Source organism: Paenibacillus wuxiensis, assembly GCF_040195695.1.
Classification (GTDB): domain Bacteria; phylum Bacillota; class Bacilli; order Paenibacillales; family Paenibacillaceae; genus Paenibacillus_B; species Paenibacillus_B suaedae.
This window is the reverse complement of record NZ_JBEFZI010000001.1, coordinates 439,489-457,297: the sequence shown is the minus strand read 5'-3', so window position 1 is coordinate 457,297 and position 17,809 is coordinate 439,489. Positions and strand designations below refer to the sequence as shown.

At 46.9% G+C, this 17,809-nt stretch carries 12 protein-coding genes; 1 reads left to right on the top strand and 11 read right to left on the bottom strand.

All coding sequences use genetic code 11. The features are described 5' to 3' along the window. Positions 1–232: 232 nt before the first annotated feature. The 9 genes from ABN764_RS02105 to leuC all read right to left on the bottom strand — a co-directional run bounded on the left by ABN764_RS02105 (position 233) and on the right by leuC (position 13,732). Positions 233–4,147: a dynamin family protein gene (locus tag ABN764_RS02105; protein ID WP_446670765.1), complete on the bottom strand. Its 3,915-nt coding sequence runs from the start codon at positions 4,145–4,147 to the stop codon at positions 233–235. Between the two features lie 105 nt (positions 4,148–4,252). Continuing rightward, a complete protein-coding gene (locus tag ABN764_RS02100; RefSeq protein WP_021254621.1) occupies positions 4,253–4,525 on the bottom strand; it encodes a hypothetical protein in 273 nt (90 codons plus the stop codon). Further along, positions 4,525–5,220, bottom strand: coding sequence for an endonuclease III (gene nth / locus ABN764_RS02095; RefSeq protein WP_021254622.1), 696 nt, complete (start codon positions 5,218–5,220; stop codon positions 4,525–4,527). Before nth ends, ABN764_RS02100 begins: the two co-directional genes overlap by 1 nt. Before the next feature lie 103 nt (positions 5,221–5,323). Continuing rightward, positions 5,324–8,098, bottom strand: a complete 2,775-nt coding sequence (locus ABN764_RS02090) for an S-layer homology domain-containing protein (RefSeq protein WP_446670764.1) — start codon at positions 8,096–8,098, stop codon at positions 5,324–5,326. Positions 8,099–8,227: 129 nt separating this feature from the next. Beyond that, positions 8,228–8,854 carry a GerMN domain-containing protein gene (locus ABN764_RS02085; RefSeq protein ID WP_028533077.1) on the bottom strand — a complete coding sequence of 209 codons (627 nt, stop codon included), beginning with the start codon at positions 8,852–8,854 and terminating at the stop codon, positions 8,228–8,230. Positions 8,855–8,920: 66 nt separating this feature from the next. After that, complete coding sequence (locus ABN764_RS02080) at positions 8,921–10,420, bottom strand: N-acetylmuramoyl-L-alanine amidase family protein (RefSeq protein WP_446670763.1); 1,500 nt, start codon at positions 10,418–10,420, stop codon at positions 8,921–8,923. A 305-nt stretch (positions 10,421–10,725) separates the two neighbouring features. Next, positions 10,726–11,460 (bottom strand): class I SAM-dependent methyltransferase, encoded by a 735-nt coding sequence (locus tag ABN764_RS02075; protein WP_446670762.1) that lies wholly within the window; start codon positions 11,458–11,460, stop codon positions 10,726–10,728. A gap of 221 nt (positions 11,461–11,681) precedes the next feature. After that, on the bottom strand, positions 11,682–12,293 hold the full coding sequence (leuD, locus tag ABN764_RS02070; RefSeq protein ID WP_065291634.1) for a 3-isopropylmalate dehydratase small subunit: 612 nt from the start codon (positions 12,291–12,293) through the stop codon (positions 11,682–11,684). A gap of 14 nt (positions 12,294–12,307) precedes the next feature. Continuing rightward, a complete protein-coding gene (leuC, locus tag ABN764_RS02065) occupies positions 12,308–13,732 on the bottom strand; it encodes a 3-isopropylmalate dehydratase large subunit (RefSeq protein WP_446670761.1) in 1,425 nt (474 codons plus the stop codon). A 147-nt stretch (positions 13,733–13,879) separates the two neighbouring features. On the opposite strand from leuC, the gene ABN764_RS02060 reads away from it, so the two are divergent. After that, positions 13,880–14,845 (top strand): LysR family transcriptional regulator, encoded by a 966-nt coding sequence (locus tag ABN764_RS02060; protein WP_021254629.1) that lies wholly within the window; start codon positions 13,880–13,882, stop codon positions 14,843–14,845. Positions 14,846–14,884: 39 nt separating this feature from the next. Here ABN764_RS02060 and ABN764_RS02055 read toward each other — a convergent pair whose 3' ends face one another. Next, entirely contained in the window at positions 14,885–16,849 is a 1,965-nt protein-coding gene (locus ABN764_RS02055) for a glycoside hydrolase family 3 protein (RefSeq protein WP_446670760.1), read from the bottom strand. After that, on the bottom strand, positions 16,846–17,703 hold the full coding sequence (locus ABN764_RS02050) for a carbon-nitrogen family hydrolase (RefSeq protein ID WP_065291637.1): 858 nt from the start codon (positions 17,701–17,703) through the stop codon (positions 16,846–16,848). Before ABN764_RS02050 ends, ABN764_RS02055 begins: the two co-directional genes overlap by 4 nt. Positions 17,704–17,809: the final 106 nt, after the last annotated feature.

The following is a 17,809-nucleotide window of genomic DNA, read 5'->3' as shown; positions in this document are numbered from 1 at the left end:
TGAAAACACAACAGCAAAACGCCAATTTCATCATAATGCCGTTTGTGCCCGATTTTTCCGAGCTTTGCAGTAACATATCCATTCATTTCTTTTAAATCGTCTGATTTACTGACTTGTCGTTCATTATTCAACAAAGAACGCTTACCGAGCATATGCCCAGTAAGCGTTTGAACGCAATTTATACGGTTTTGATATCGATTCCGCGTGAATTCATCTCTTCACTTGGATGCTTTTATGAATCTGTCGAAATAACCTCTTCCAAAGCACTAATCACAGCTTGAAGCAATTCTTCATCCACTTTTGCATGCAGCGCATTGTTCAATCTTTCCATATACAGATCCAATGCGTCTGACAGCTCCTTGTAGGACTTTTGAATGACCTTATTATAGTGAGTGAGGATATGTTCGATAAATTGTTCCCGATGAGCTTCTGTTACCCGCTTAACCACCTGCATCGCCTGCAGCTCCAGCGCCTGTCTAAGTTCGCTGCGACCGCTGCCTTCGAAAAAGGCCTTACTATTGCGGAAATAACCACGAATCCACCGCGTTGTTACATTCGGCAAGTCCAGCTCACCTGATACCTCTGGCGTTGGCCAAGCCCCCATATCCACATCAGCCGGTGAGTATCCGGGCAGCTGCTCCGTTATGGCTTGCTGCAGGCGATTGTGATAGCTCATCACCATCTTCTTGGCCCCTTGCTCCATCCGCAATGAGGTCGCATACAGTTCATTCGCAAGCTCTTTGCTAAATAGGCGAATCCATTCCACATAACAGCGCTGCAGCGCACTATCTATATCCCGATCATCTCTGCGCAGGGAAGCCGGATTGAAGGCGTGAGAGAACATATCACCGAAGCGGAATTGCAATCGTTGACCCACATGGTAAAGCAATTCATCTGCTTCCTGCTGGAATAGGCTTGATTCATCACGCTCCAGCCACTCCGTACAGCTGCGACGCGCTTGTTCGGCCAATGCTTGATAACGAATGACTTCCCTTTCACGCTCTGCTGCATCGGCATGTGAGGCATCCCACATCGCCTTCAGCTGTCTTGCTGCCCTATCCAGACTTTTGTGAGCCGAATGAATACTGAGCTGAGTCAGCTCATTGCCCGCGAACTCTAGGAATGACTGCTCAAACTCACCTATACCCGACGTTCTAATCTTGTCCTTCTGCGCTTGCTGCTTGCCCTCCAATGCCTGCAAGCTCGAAATCGGAAATAGCCGCGGACTGCGCACACCGAATTCGCGCAGACGATCCTCCACATAATCCAGTACACTTGACAGCTCATCAGGTGAGGCAGCAAGGTCAGATGCATTGACCACAAAGAACATTTTATCAAGCTCAAAGGCATCCTTCACCCGACCCAGCTGCGTAAGGAATTGTCGATCAGCTTGGGAGAAGGCATGGTTATAATACGTCACGAACAATATAATATCCGCCTGCTTCATGTATTCAAATGCAACGCCCGTGTGCCTTGCGTTAATGGAATCCGCACCCGGAGTATCTACGAATACGAAGCCTTGTCTCGTAAGCTCACTGTCTATGAACAAATCAATGCGCTCTACGAACGCTGATCTTGATTCATCACTCACAAATAAGCGATACTGTGCCTCATCAACCATTAGCTCCTGACCTAATAGGCCTCGAGCCTCATCTATCCCACGATCCACAGCCTGAATGAATCGATAATATGGCCGCCCAGACGGATGAATTGTCTCTGGACGAATTCGCGCAAGCGCATGGAGCACTTCATCCATATCCATGGTGGATGCATTAGGCTCGCCCAAGGTCTCTAGTGCATAGCGAAGGTCATCAAGCAGCTTTGCTTCGCGCTTCATTGTTACGCGAGCCGTGCCATGCGGATGCTCATCTGTCGCTGCCTCGATCGTATTAATTGCGGCTGTTGTCGGGTTGGGTGATACTGGCAGTGCATCTTGCCCGATAAGGGCGTTCGCGAACGATGATTTGCCTGCACTGAACGCACCGAACAAGGCAACCGTAAAGCGATTCTCGTCAAGCCGCTTCGCCTTCTCCCGCATCTCTGCTGCGAGCATCTGCATCGATTCCAGCCGTTCAAGCACGCCTGCTGCTTGCTCCAGCTTCTGAGCTGTATGGACCAGCTTGCCCCGAACTTGGCTAGGAGCAGCAGCCTCTGATCGCTGTTCTGTTCCACCAGGTGCTGACCCATGATCAGTAAGATTGCGCTCAGAGTCTTTTACAAAAGATTGATCTTGGGCATGTCTATCCAGATTGCCGCTTGTCCCGAGCCCATCAGCCTCTGTAGACAACTCCAACCATGATTCAACGATTGCCTGCTTATCTGAACGTCTCTGCTGTACGTGATCAATTATGCCACTACCGGCCGGAGCATTGTGAACGCGTTCCTGGTTCCTGGCCTCTGCAGCATGCTGCTGGTCTACTACCTTCTCCTTGCTGTTTGCTTCCTGCTTCAAGCTGTGAATATCGGGAAGAAGACCCATCCAGCCACATTCCAGCTTATCAGCAGGCAGCCATAATTGTATGGCTTGAACCAATTCCGATTCTATCCCTGTAGTAGCTTGTAGTCGATTCTCCACTTCCGAGAATTCGAGGGAGAGCTCGCTCATGGAAGCAAGCTTAGATTCTGCCCGCGTAAGCTCTTCACGATATTGACGGAGCTTGATCTCTAGTAATGGCTCTGCCACTGTCAAAGCGGCTCTACGCAGCATCGCGCGTGCTTCATCAGCTATTGATCTGCAATAATTCAAGGTATACTCAGGTGAACCGCTCGCTCCCTCTGACACCGAATCAGCAAGCCAGGAATCACCTAGATCAGGCATGGCTTGCTCCATCGCAGCCGATGCTTCCTGCTCGTTTGCTCCTACCTCTTCAGCCAGCGAGCGAATCATTTGGATGAGATGAACCTCAACATTTGCCCGCAACCCTTCCTTCCAGATGGATGTGAAGGACTGCAGTCGTTGCGTGCGTTCATTGTCTGTCTTCGCACTGGAGAATAAGAAACCGACCTTGAAGCCAGGCTTGCGGGATTCTAAATATCGCTGCGCCTGTTCACGCATTACTGCAGGCGTAACATTCGCATTACTAAGCAGCTGTTGCACTTGCTTCTGGAACGATGCATTTACTTCCTGCTCCTGAGCTGTAAGCTCTGCAATGCGCTGTTCCGTTAGATGCAGCTGTTCCTTCCAAGTAGCCAAAGAGGCTTCGTCGCCTATACGTTCCACTAGCTGTTCACGTTTACTTACAAACGGCTCCTTTAAAACCTTTGCATGGGCAGACACGAGCTCACGTGCCGCACGTAAGATACCATATCGAACGAGCGGCAGCCGTTCTCTCGCCGTCTGACGAACATAGGCTTCTAATGCATTCCATTCATTCAATGGATGTTCTGGCTGCCTTACAGAGATGTAGAATACGCCTTCGGGCTTCAACTGCCATGCATCAAGTGCACTTCGGACATCGCTCTGATACGATTCGAAGGTAAGCTCCTGCTCCCTGTGCTTGTCGATTTGATTCACAATCCAGATAAGCGGCTTACCTGCATCTGCAACCTCCTTCGCGAATGCGAAGTTCGTCTCCGACTGGACGTGATTATAGTCCGTCACATAGAACACAATGTCAGCCAGATGCATGGCTTCCTCCGTAGCTGCTCGATGTGCCGCATCTGTAGAATCTACTCCGGGTGTATCCAGCAGAGCAACGCCTTGCTTCATCCAATCAATTTCATCAAAGAGAACGACACGTTCTATACCAGCACCATCACGGCACACATCATCCAGCTGCTCGAATTGCACAGGCTCTTCAAGAACCGTTCCATCTTGTTCAGATCTGCGTAGAACCCGCGCCTGACGCTCTCCGTAGCGGAGCGTAACCACGTTCGCACTCGTTGGAATCGGACTCGACGGAAGCAGCTGCTTGCCGCATAATGCATTAATTACACTTGATTTGCCTGCCGAAAAGTGTCCACAAAACGTGACCATCACAATCGCTTCTTGCCACTTCTTCGCAAGCTCAATCATCTTCTCGGCGTGCTGCACATCTCCCCTATGCCGCATCTGATCCGCTGTATGCTTCAGCCATTTTCCGAGTTCATCGCTATCTCTTTCCACAATGGCCGAATTGGTGTGCAACCTCGCATTCATCTTCTCCATTCACGTCTCCCTCACCGCTTTTATCCTAACGGAACACGAATTGTCGTTTTTGCGCATAGAAAAAACCGAGTAATCGGCTTCCTCTTTTTGCCTTATACTCGGTTTCTAGTGTACCATATTTTGCTGTTCGGGGAGAATGATTTCGAATTGTTCTCCGCGCTGTAAAATAGTAATGCCTGAATCTTTCACGCGCATTACGACAACATCACGTTTTTGACGCATACGTTCTACATACTGATCAGGAACTTGTCCAGCTGCATATACCGTAACGCCATCAATCTCACGTTCTTCATCCTCTTGCATAGGTGTTTGCATAATCTTTTCATAAATATTAGAGAATTGTTCAAAATCATTCGTGTATACCGAAATACATTTCATCACGACCGACTCCCATCCACGTTCTTATAGTTTCCAGTCTTTCTAGGTTTGGTCGCTTTCATACGTATTTTACCCTCTCGACAGCTATCTAACAGCGGACAAATGTCACATTTGGGGGATTGCGCTTTGCAATGATAACGTCCAAAAAAGATTAACCGGTGATGCGTATCTGTCCATTCCTCACGGGGAATTTTACGCATCAGCTTTTTCTCCACTTCCAACACACTATCGTCTTCGTTGGCAAGTCGCAAGCGCTTGGAGACGCGCTCGACATGTGTGTCCACTGCCATTGCAGGAACACCGAAGGCGTTGGATACGACCACATTGGCCGTCTTTCTGCCGACACCTGGAAGCTCTGTTAGCTGAGCATGCTCCCTTGGTACTTCACCCTCATATTTATCTATGAGCATGCGGCATAGTTTTTGAATATTTTTGGCCTTGTTGCGGAATAAGCCAATGCGCCGAATATCTGACTCCAGCTCTTCAAGCGGAACTGCTAGATAGTCTTCCGGTGTTTTATATTTCTGGAACAGCGTAGCTGTTACTTTGTTCACCGTCTCGTCCGTGCACTGCGCTGACAACAGGACTGCAATTGTCAATTCGAACGGATTGGCGTGAGTCAACTCGCAATGCGCGTCAGGGTACATCTGACCAATCGTATCGAGAATATGTCGGACGCGGGCACTTGTTGCCATCTGGAAGTCACCTCACCTTTCTATCCATTCTGCTTGACTATTCACATCTAAAAACCGTCTCACCCGCTAAGGTGAGACGGTTCGAAGTGAACCTAATCGTAGTTTAAGACACTTTCTCGATTTCAACAACCTGATCCTTAATGATATACAACATAATATCGGTATCTTCTTTAATGGAAGACAGGCTGGTTTTCTCGCCCTTCGAATGAATAAATGCATTCGGATGAACTTTGAATATATAATTGTTTTCAGCCATCGTGCGCTTTACATACAATTCATTTGTATTTGAATTATAGCGCCAGAAGCTGCGCTTCATTCCGCTGACCAGCTTCACAGCTGAAAGATCGCTTGTGTCCTTGCGCACCTCTACGCGGTCTCCTTCTTTCAAAGCGCTCAAATTCGAAGTAGAAGAAGAATTATCAATCTGAATTTGCGCGTTCTTGCCTACTTGGTGCACTGATAAGGAGCCAGCATTGTCGCGTACTCGAATTGTTCCGTTGTTTGTATCCACAGACTCTACTCGGCCATAAGTAACTTGAACTTGACGCACTTCCACGATAGAACGTCCGTCCATTACAACGTTGACATAGTCATTATCCTTCAAGTCTGCAATCTTGATCTCTTTATTATTCAGATCATAGATCTTGGCATTTCCCACATAAAAGTCCTCAACCTTCGAGTCGCTCGAGCGCAGACGAAGGCGATACCCCGACGCATCCCGATACGCGATATCGAATTGTAGCGTTTGCCGAACAGCGAGAGACGATAGTGTGGATTGATCATCCGTGAAGTAGGCAACTATTGTATCACCATTATTCACATCATTCAAGGTCACATTGTTTTTCCCATACTTTTCTACGCTTAGCTCAGTCCCCTTATAAGGCAGTGTTACCGTTTGTCCGTTCGCAAGCTTCATCGTCACTGTCTTCGCGGTAGAGCTTGCATAGACGAATGTTCCTTCGAATTTGTTGACGAGCTGCACCAGAAGCGCGTTTTTGGCCGTATGTTGCACATTCACCTTGCGTTTGCCATCCTTAAGCTGATTTGCGATATCCTCAAGTCCAACCTTGGAGCCGTTATTCTCATAGCGAGTCTCATATGTGAGCTTAAAGACGTGAGGTTCTTTGCGCTCGTCAGTTACCATTAACAGTTTGTTCGTTTTATCAAAATCTACAACTGTAGCTCCAATTATCATTTCCGCCTTGCGGTTCATTACTTTGATGTTGGCAACCTGATCCTCGCTGTTCATGGCCAGCTCGACGCGATCTCCGTATTCTCCTGCGACAATATCGTCGAACGTAGGATTGTTCATTCCATCAATTTCAATCTTTACATCACGAGCAAGCAGCTTCGCTACGAGTTCATTGTTTTCTTTTCGGATCGTGATGCTCGTTTTCGTCGCACCTTTTTCGTACAGCGTACCAGAAATCGTAACTTGTTGGGCATTTGTCAATTCGATTTCCGTTACGGCGCTATTCTTCACCGTATAATTGACGGTGTCATTTTCCTTGATACTGCTAAGGCCTGACAACAATTGATCCTTATACCGAACGTAAGCTCCCTCCACAACCGTGTAGGTTTCGCTCTCACCTTGTTCGTTCTTGATCGTCACGGAACGGCTTCTCACATCAATAGAAGTAATAGTACCTTTGGCCGATTTGTTGACAGGCCCAGACTTTACTTGAACCTCAATAATTTTGCGTTCATTCGTAAACGTCTCACGCTTGATGACAAGCTCACTGTCCGCCATCAGCTTAGAAGGATCGATCGTGTTGCCGCTGGCATCCTTAAATACAGTCGTGCTGTTGTCGTACACAATATCAGACAATGCATCAGAGCCATCCTTCGTGAAATACAGCTTCTTCTCTGATGGCGCAACATATCTCAGCTTAACCGTTGAAGTTTCCACCTTCGGTTCAGCGTCTAATAATTCAACATATGCCGCGCTTCCCGATTGTCCAGCGACACGGATTTTCATGTATAGGCCAATATCGGAGGCATTGATCGCCTGCTCGCTGTCATTTTTGTAGTACATCGTGTTTTTATCGCGGCGGAAGGTTGCTGTCTTGCCCTCTTCCGTATACAAGCGAATCTCTTGATCCGTTAGGCTCATCACATAACCGAATGATTCGAATGCGTGCTTTACCTTAGATACTTTTTCTCCGCGACTGAAGAATGTTGCAAGCTGCGCGCGCGTTACTTTGCCTTGCGGCTCGAATTTGTTGCCGCTCATTCCCGTAGTCAATTCCAGATCAACAGCAGTGTTGACATATCCTAATGCAGACGCGCTAATCTTGCTATTATCGGCAAATGTCGTCTTCTTGTTCTTTGCACGCTCTGCATCTGCTTGTTTTCCTACAGCACGAACCAAAATTTTCGTCACCCATTCACGGGTTGCCTTTTGATCGCCCCATGCTTGCTTCGGATCCGGCTTCGCCATCTCTTCTTCTTTTTCCAACAGCCCTTTTTGGAATGCCAGAACAATATACGGCTTGAAGAAATTTCCGACCTTAAAATCAGCAGGTAGTGCTACGGAATCTGCAGCATTCAATTCACCCTCTAGTCCCATATACCGAATTGCCATTGTAATGGCTTCCTGCTGCGTTACATCGTCACCAGGACGGAACTTGCCGTTATTCCCCTTTAAAATATCCAATGCTGCAAGCTTATGTATATGTTTCTCTGCCCAATAACCAAGCTTAACATCGCTGAATATCGGACTTGTACTCGAAGTTGATGTAACTTGATTTGTCTTTGTAGCGGTATTTGATTCAGCTGCCATCGCAAATTGCATAGATGTCAGCATCATGGATACGGCCAAGAGCGCACTTGTCAATGCACGCGCTTTGCGTGCACGCGGTTTAGAATTTATTTGCATGATGCATCCCCTTCCACATATATTTCTTCGTAAGATGTTCTTTTTCGACAAGAACAGGGGCAATTCCTGCCCCTGTTCTTGAATAATTGTTGGTATTATTTTGTTCAATTACATGATTCGTGCAGATCTCTATGGACGCTTGATTGGATGTTTCAACGTAACATGGCCCATCAAGCTTTCATCTGACTTTCCATCTACCAGAATATCAATTGCCTTTACTTCATCGAATTGGAACAGCGTTTTAGTAAGAGCATCCAATGCAAAAGCCTCTCCGCCCGCTCCAAGATGACCCTCTTCCGGAATATGAATGTCAATGACTAGCGTTCCCTTATCCATTTTCACAGATTTGAAGTCGATCTTTTCCCACAACGGAATATCTTTATCATTGTCAGATGTCTTCAACGCTGAAAGTGCAGCTTCATATTTCTCGTCATCATTAGAGAACTGGATCGTCTTCTTATACGACTTCAATTCCATCAGCTGATCATCAGAGACAAATACGTCAAGCGACTTTTCTTGCTTGTCAGACTTCGTTTCTTGACCTTTGTCAGTTGTTGGCTGCTCAGGCTTCGTTGTCTCGTCTGACGGCTTTTCCTCGTTCGGCTGCTCTGTTGTCGGCTGCTCCGTCGTAGGTTGTTCAGCTGTTGGCTGCTCAGGTTGAGCAGCTCCATTTGTTGTCGGCTTAGCACCGCATGCACTTATAATTGTAATGGATAGAACTGCGGCAGCAAGTGCCCACCATTTTCGTGTCTTCATGAAGCACGACCTCCTTTACATCGTTCATAACGCAACAGATCGTCAAAGGTTGCATTTTTTATGGAATCAGGATACGCCCAAATATTCTTTAATCCCTTTGACAATGTTCTCCGCAACGCGCCATTGGAACTGGTCGTCATACATTTTTGGTTCGTCATTCGTGCTCGTCAAGAAGCCTATTTCGAGCAGAGCCGACGGCATCTTCGTTTCTCGAACGACATGGAGATCTCCAAATTTGATACCCCGATCCTTCAGTTGCGTTCCATTCAATAAATTTTTGTGCAACGTCTTGGCAAATGCTTCGCTGCTCTTGTGATAATAGAACGTCTCCGTACCTGTTACGGAAGGGCTATTTTTCGCGCTGTTTCCATGTATCGATACGAATATATCCGCACCAATTTTGTTCGCAAGCGATGAACGATCCGATAATTCAGGGAATGAGTCGTCTTCGCGCGTCATAACAAGATTGATCTTATCTTCTTTACGAAGCAGTTCTCCGACTTTCAAGGAAAGTGACAAAGTAAAGTCCTTTTCCGTCTTCTTCGTTAAACTAAGCGCACCGGAGTCCTTGCCTCCATGGCCTGCATCAATCACAACGGTATAAGTACCATTTGGTTTGTTTGGCGTTACAGGTGGTTTCGTTGTTCCGCCATTGCCGTTCCCATCGTCATTTCCACTCTTTTGATTCAGCGAAATGGTCGTCAAACCTTGATCATTCAGTGTGACTTCACCATTCAACGGGTAGTTCAAATCAATAACGAAGCGCGCTGTATTCGGCTTATCGCTGAACATTGCAAAGCGAATGCGCTGAACATCTGGGTAATCTGATACTACATATTCCCCTTGCCCATCATTATTGAAACTATATTTTTCATAGAACTCGTCCGAGAACACTGCATTCGGCAAATCAATAACTACCCGGTTAGGGCTGTCCATCGTCATAATGCTCGGTCTTACATTACGATCTAAAGCAATATGTAATTGATTATTGTCAAAAGAAAAGTTCGTAACGACTGAAGTATTGTTATCTGGCTTTGCTTGGTCTCCACCATTACTGCCATTATCTCCATTGCCGTTGTCCGGCTTTGTCGGCTTGTCCTCATTGCCTTTATCAGGTGTTGGGGGCGTTACTTCGTCAGAAGTGAACATGTACACGGATTTGGTTGAGTTGTCCCAATCCACTTTCAACCCCATATTCTCCCCGATAAAACGAAGTGGGACTAGTGTAGTCTCGCCTTTAATAACCGGTGGTGCAACAAGTGTAACACTCTTGTTGTCAACTGTCGCCGTCTTCTGATTGACGGTGAGATTCATGCTTCTGCTATTATCATTTATAGCTACCGTCTTCGCCTTCTGATTCCAATCAACCTTATAACCCAACTCTTCAGAAACGACGCGAATCGGGACCATGACCGAATTGTTCAGCATCAAAATGTTCTCTGGCATCGCCAAAGAATTTCCATTCAAGTACAAGCTCGTATTAGGTGCAGCTTGTCCCAGCGTAGGAAACACTAAACACAACAGCATTAATAGCAATCCAACCGCAAATTTTTGTTTTTTCTGCATCTTCACCTCTACATCCTTTCGTCATGTTCCGCACTATTCTATTTGTCTATTAAGAACGGACGTATTATTAGACGTATAAAAAGTACAAAAGTTGCGTAGTTTCTACATTTTTTGGCTAAAATAAACCTGCTAAAATATCCCTTGTTTTCACTGTAAATCACCTACTCCCACATGGCAAGACAAAAATTGCACATTTGAACATAAATATTGACAGGATACGTAACAACAACAAAAAGACCGTTCTCTATTTCGTACCTGATCATACAAAAAGTGCAAATAGAAAATGGTTTACCCTCGTTAAAATATCAACTTCTAGTAGCAGAAATAATCAAGAACATGGGTCTGCGCAGTTCATCAGTCATCCCGGGTATTTCTCGCAGCATTTTCTTAGATGGAGTCGGCTCCTTCACTGCACGTATCGTAAATCCCGCATCAATCAAGTTACTCATATACGTAGCAAACGTTCGATGATACTTAACGACATCCTCCGTTAAGAAGGCCGTTTCACGCTTCCCTTCATCCTGATAGCCATCCACTGCCCAATGGAGGATATTCCCTTGCTCATCGTACACCCAGTCTTGTTCATTGCGCGAAGTGAAGATCGGATGCTCGACCGAGAACAGAAACACGCCCCCTGGTTTTAAGCTGTGATAGACTTTGTCACAAATCGTATCGAACGACTCAATATAATGAAAGGCTAACGAACTAATCACCACATCAAATTGCTCATCTGCAAACTGAATGTCTTCAATTGGTATTTGTAAATAGGAGATTGACGAATCATTTGTCAATTCACGTGCTTTCTCCAGCATTTTCTCTGAAATATCAACCCCTATTACAGAGTCGGCATGCTGTTCTCGGGCATATCTACAATGCCAGCCGAAGCCGCAGCCCAGATCTAGCACACTCTTGTAGCGCAAATCTGGAATTAGTGACTGTAATACATGCCATTCTCCCGCTCCTTCTAGCCCATGGATAGAACGGGGCATATTCTCATATGCGGCAAAGAAATTCGCATCATCGTATTTGTTTTGCTTCATTTATTATTCATCTCCCATATCCATGCGTTGTCATAGACGAAATCCGGAATCCATTTTCTTTTCTATTTTACAATATATATTTTTTCTCAAATAGGAAAAAGTCCGTTATGTGCCGCATGCTACTTACTAATCTTAATCTGCTACTCGACGCTTATACAACAAAATCCCTGGAACGCCGAAGCGAATCCAGGGATTGTAATACCTTCTATTGTCAACGGTGCTTATACGACTGGGTAAGCGACACGCCCCGCATTCGCAGCTTCGTATGCAGTAATTGCATCTTCATGCTTCAGCGTCAATCCGATATCATCGAGACCTTGCAGCAAAAATTGGCGACGGTGCTCATCCAGATCGAAAGTGTAGTTCAATCCGTACTCATCCGTAATTGTCTTCTCTTCCAAATTCACGTCCAGACGATAGCCGTCCTTCTCCGCTGCACGACGGAATAGTTCATCAACTTGCTCTTCTGACAGCTTAATAGGAAGAATACCATTCTTGAAGCAGTTATTGTAGAAAATATCTGCGAATGATGGAGCGATAACACAGCGGAAGCCATAATCAAGAATCGCCCATGGTGCATGCTCACGTGAAGAACCGCAACCGAAATTCGCACGGGACAGTAATACGGAAGCTCCTTCATATTGAGGCTGATTCAAGGTGAAGGAAGGAATAACGTTGCCCGCCTCGTCGAATCTCCACTCGTAGAACAAGAACTGGCCGAATCCACTCCGTTCAATACGCTTCAAAAATTGCTTGGGAATGATTGCATCTGTATCCACGTTGACCCGATCAACTGGGGCAACAAGACCGTTCAATGATGTAAATGGTTGCATGATTCGTTCCTCCCTTAGTTCAATACTTCCGCTTTGATTTCCCAGTTGCGCACATCAACGAAATGCCCCTTGATTGCCGCTGCTGCTGCCATTGCTGGCGATACCAAATGCGTACGTCCACCGCGGCCTTGACGTCCTTCGAAGTTACGGTTGGAAGTCGAAGCACATCGTTGTCCTGGCTGGAGCACATCCGGGTTCATGGCAAGGCACATACTGCATCCAGCATCACGCCATTCGAAGCCCGCTTCCACGAATACTTGATCCAATCCTTCTTTCTCCGCCTGAAGCTTAACCCGACCAGATCCTGGAACAACGATAGCCGTTACCTTATCGCTCACCTTGTAGCCTCTAGCTATCTCTGACGCTGCACGCAAATCCTCGATACGGCCATTTGTACATGAGCCGATAAATACATAGTCGACAGCAATTTCAGTCATCGGCGTACCAGGTGTCAGATCCATATATTCAAGTGCTTTCTCAGCAGCTTTACGTTCATTTTCGGTTGTAAAATCAGCAGGGTTCGGTACGTTCGACGTAATATCGGTACCCATACCTGGGCTCGTTCCCCAAGTCACCTGTGGAATAAGCTGATCCATATCCACTTCAACAACAACATCATAAGCAGCGCCCTCATCGGTTACATAGCTCTTCCACTCTGCAACAGCAGCATCGAAAGCTTCGCCTTGAGGCACATAATGACGATCACGCAAGTATTGGAATGTTGTCTCGTCTGGTGCGATTAGACCAGCACGTGCACCCGCTTCTATGGACATATTGCATACAGTCATTCTCTCTTCCATCGTCAATTCGCGGATGGATTCGCCTGTGTATTCAATGACATACCCAGTTGCAAAATCAGTACCGTTCTGCGCAATGAAGCCCAAGATCATATCCTTCGCAGTAACGCCTGGCTTGCGCTTGCCAACGAAGCGCACTTCCATCGTCTTCGACTTCGCTTGCTGCAAGCATTGTGTAGCCATGACATGCTCAACTTCGCTTGTGCCAATTCCGAACGCAAGGGCGCCGAATGCACCATGCGTCGACGTATGGCTGTCCCCACAGACAATCGTCTTCCCTGGATGAGTAAGACCAAGCTCAGGCCCCATAACGTGCACCACGCCTTGATCAATGCTGTCCAGGTCGAACAGCGTAACACCAAAGTCTGCACAGTTCTGTGACAATGTATCGATCTGCTGCTTCGAGATTGGATCTGTTATGTTGAACCGATCCTTCGTCGGTACATTATGATCCATTGTTGCAAATGTAAGATCCGGACGTCTTACCTTGCGGCCGCTCAAGCGCAATCCTTCAAAAGCTTGCGGGGATGTTACCTCGTGCACCAAATGCAAATCAATGTATAAAATGCTTGGTTTGCCTTCTTCTTGCACGATGACGTGCCGATCCCAAATCTTCTCGTACATGGTCTTCTTTATCGTCATTTCCTTCACCTCTCCGCGATTTTACGCTTCTCTCTCTATTTCTCTTGCCACCAAATATAGCATTTCTTTCTTCATTGATCCAAGATATAATATCTATAATTACAATAGGTTTAACCTATAAGCTATCCAGAGGAAGGATGAACGGACATGGAATTTAGACAACTGCTCTATGCCGTCCAAATTGCACAGGAGAGGAACTTCTCCCGGGCTGCTGAGAAGCTGCACATCGCACAGCCTTCATTAAGCCAGCAGTTGTCGAAGCTAGAGAAGGAAATTGGCGTCCTCTTATTTCAACGGACGACCAATTCAGTGGAACTCACACATGCAGGAGAGATATTCGTCGACCGCGCGCAGAAGATGCTCGATGCGATGGAACAGTTGAAGAACGAAATGGCCGATATCAGCCAAACGAAGAGGGGAAAGGTGGTTATCGGGACAATGCCGATTACGGGATCCCATATCCTCCCCCATGTCCTTCCTCAATTCCATGAACGCTATCCAGCCATCGATCTGGTACTCGTAGAGGATACTTCGACGTCCAACCTGGAGCGAATGACGGCCCAAGGCAAGAATGATCTATGCCTGCTATCTCTGCCCTTAACGGATGATTCTCTTACCTATCGACCTGTCGTGGAAGAGGAGATTCTGCTGGCAATCCCCCCTCAGCATTCTCTTGCCAAGCAGCATTGCGAATGTTCTGAGCCAAGTCCGGTGTCCTTATCAGACCTCCGAGACGAGCCCTTCATTCTCTTGAAGCGTGGTCAAGGATTCCGGCAAATTACCGTACAATTGTGCCAGGAAGCCGGTTTTACCCCGAATGTCGTATTCGAGAGCACGAACATTGAGACCGTCCAGTCTCTCGTTGCAGCTGGTATGGGGGTTGCCTTAGTTCCTTCATTTATTGCGACTGCTCCTCGAAGCGAATTTGTTCCGTTATATCTTCCGTTGACAGGAAGACCTTCCCGTACGCTTGTTATCGCGTATCGTGAAGGCCGCTATATGTCCCATGCGGCAGAAGCCTTCATGCAGACACTGCAAGATACGATCACAGCCCGCTTCGGCTCGCGAGTTCGCGCCGGAGGAATGATGAATCAACCTAAGAAGTCTGAATGAGTTCGTATCTCTATGTACGAATCAGCTCATCGATTCGCATTATGGCAATCCCGCAACCGAAACAGGGAATTGACCTAATGCCGCTGCGCGTCCAAGCAATACTCGTGCTGCAGCCCGCACATTGCTATCCGTCAGCCCATAAATCGCATAGCCGATTGGTATGTTAGCCAAAGCCTGAGCATCATAGGGAAGTCCTGCTGCAACGACTGCAACAGGCTTCTTTATTTGTTCAAGCTGAGCTACCAGCTTTTCAAGCAGTTTGATTCTACGAGGCTGTCGGTATACATCGTTCGTCACGATAACGACGGCATCTGCGGCTCTGATTGCATCGGTCAATCCTGTATCTTCAAGCTTACTCACTCGAACGTCTGTCTCAGTCGAACGCACCTTGTTGCGATTAGCTGCTGCATGAGCTTCCTTCTCCTCCGCCCCAACATCTCGTCTTCCCTTCACCTCAGCTACTAATGCACGCTGCATCGCTTCCAAGCTGGCGCTATCATGACCGACCAGAAGTACTTGGTTCATACTGGATGTAATTAGCTCACTGGGCTGATTAGCAATAGAATATGTCCCCCAACGTGTAACAGCCTGTTCCGCTATGCGCTTCATTAATCCCTGCGCCTGATTGGAAGCAATAAATGATTGGGCTTTCCCAATCGCTTGTTCCACATTTAATTGAGAAGCCTGCTTTGCATTCGTCACCTTATACTTCAACTTTAAGTGCAAGATGCGACGCACACTCTCATCAATGCGCTGCTCGGTCAATGTCCCCTCTTCTATCGCTTTATGAATCGCAGCTATTGCCTGATGCGGCTTAGGGGGCATCAAGAGCACATCTGCACCTGCTTGGATGGACATTACAGCAGCTTCATCCGAACCAAAATGATCCGCAATCGCCTTCATATTCAATGCATCCGTAATAATGGCCCCCTGAAAATGCAATTGTTCACGCAAAATATCTGTAAGGACACGGGAAGATAGTGTAGCTGGAATCGTGATGAGTGAGCCATCTTTTTGAGAGGAGGTTGTCTTCGGCTCAAGTTGAGGAACCTGAATGTGAGCGGACATAACCATATCCACTCCTTCTTCAATGGCTGCCTTGAAAGGCAACCATTCTACTTGCTCGAACCGCTTCAAGTCATGAGTCAACTGAGGTAGTCCCACATGCGAATCAGTACGTGTCGAGCCGTGCCCAGGGAAGTGTTTCACAATGGCGGGCATACCGCTATAATGTGCTCCCTGTACATAGGCGCGTACGTACGCAGACACCTGTTTAGGCTCAGAGCCAAATGAGCGAAGTCCGATGACGGGATTGTACGGATCATCATTTACATCAGCAACAGGGGCAAAATTTAGGTTGAAGGAGAGCAACTGCATGAGGCTGCCCGTTTCAATAGCCGTTTCCTTCGCAAGCTGGGGTTGTCCAGTCGCAGCAATCGCCATATTTCCATTCCAATCGCCAGTGAACAGGATACGATTTACTACTCCCCCCTCCTGATCTACGCCAATCCAGAGTGGGATACGGGATGAGCGGACCATTTGGACGTTGTCTTCAACCGTTTGCCCCACAGTCTTGATGTCATCTTTGAATAAAATAATGCCTCCAGGAGCCAGTTCATGAAGGATATTCGACAGCGCTTGGTTAGGCTTCTCAGCAGTAAGCGCAGATAAGTGAACCAAAAACATTTGGCCAATTTTCTCGTCTAAGGTGAGTGCTTGCAGCCATTTTTCCACTTGAATGTTGTCTTCTGCAGAGCCGTTTACAATTTTCTGGTCAAATGAAGAATCCGAACCCTTCGATTGGATCGCATCCGAACCGTTTTGATGAAGGACTCTACCATCACCATCTATACCCAGTACCCAATCTACCACATGAGCGCCATATCTAGACCAGACTAGAAGGAGCACACCTATTGTACATCCAATAATGAGAAAAAGAAGACGTGCTTGACGACGTTTACGAGATGTGCCTGCCCGCTTATGCCGCTCTTTTCTCGACATCATACACGATCAAGCAATGGAGCAGAAGCATAGGAAGCCGTGGCAGATTGATAAAGCGATTCTCTACGATCAGCGAACACAGGAATTCGCCCCCGCACCTCCTGTACGAGCGACAGAGAGATCGGTGCCTGCACAAATGCCTCCTGTTCCCCTGATGAAGCAAGTGTATCCCCCCATGGATCAATAATTGCCGAATGTCCGAAGAAAGCTGTCTCTTGTCCGGAAGCCCCCTTGCTCGTACCGACTCGATTGCAGGCTACCACATACATTTGATTTTCAATGGCTCTCGCAGTCAACAGCGTCTTCCAATGATGAAGCCGTGGATGCGGCCACTCAGCTGGAACAAATAGAACTTCTGTACCTTGGAGCGCCATTGTTCGGGTCCATTCCGGGAAACGGAGATCATAACAAATAATAACTCCACACTTCACACCATCTAGGGTAAACGTCCCGAGCGCATTTCCGGAAGATAAATAAACATGTTCATCCATCAACTGGAACAAATGAACCTTGTCATAGGCGCCAACAATGTCGCCGTTACGATTTGCTGCATACACCCGGTTGTAGATCTGGTCGCCTTCACGAACCGATACGGAACCACCTACAATGTTTACACCATATCGTGCAGCAAGCATCGTGAGCATTTGCTTCGTCTGCTGTCCATTTACATCTGCTATTTCGTGAATCCGCTCAAGTGCATAACCTGTATTCCACATTTCTGGAAGCACAATGACGTCCGGCTTCGAATCTCTCTCCATTGCTTTGCCGATCCATTGAATAACGTTCTCCATATTTTTGTCCGGTTCGCCGATTGCAACATCCATTTGAATCGCACACACATTCCATAATTGCTCCATCGTATACACTCCTTTTCTCGGCTTTCAGCATGCATTTGTTCTTCGGTAGCACTTTCTACCATCCATCATACCTTTTCATGGATTGGAGTCAAGATGGGTACGTTAA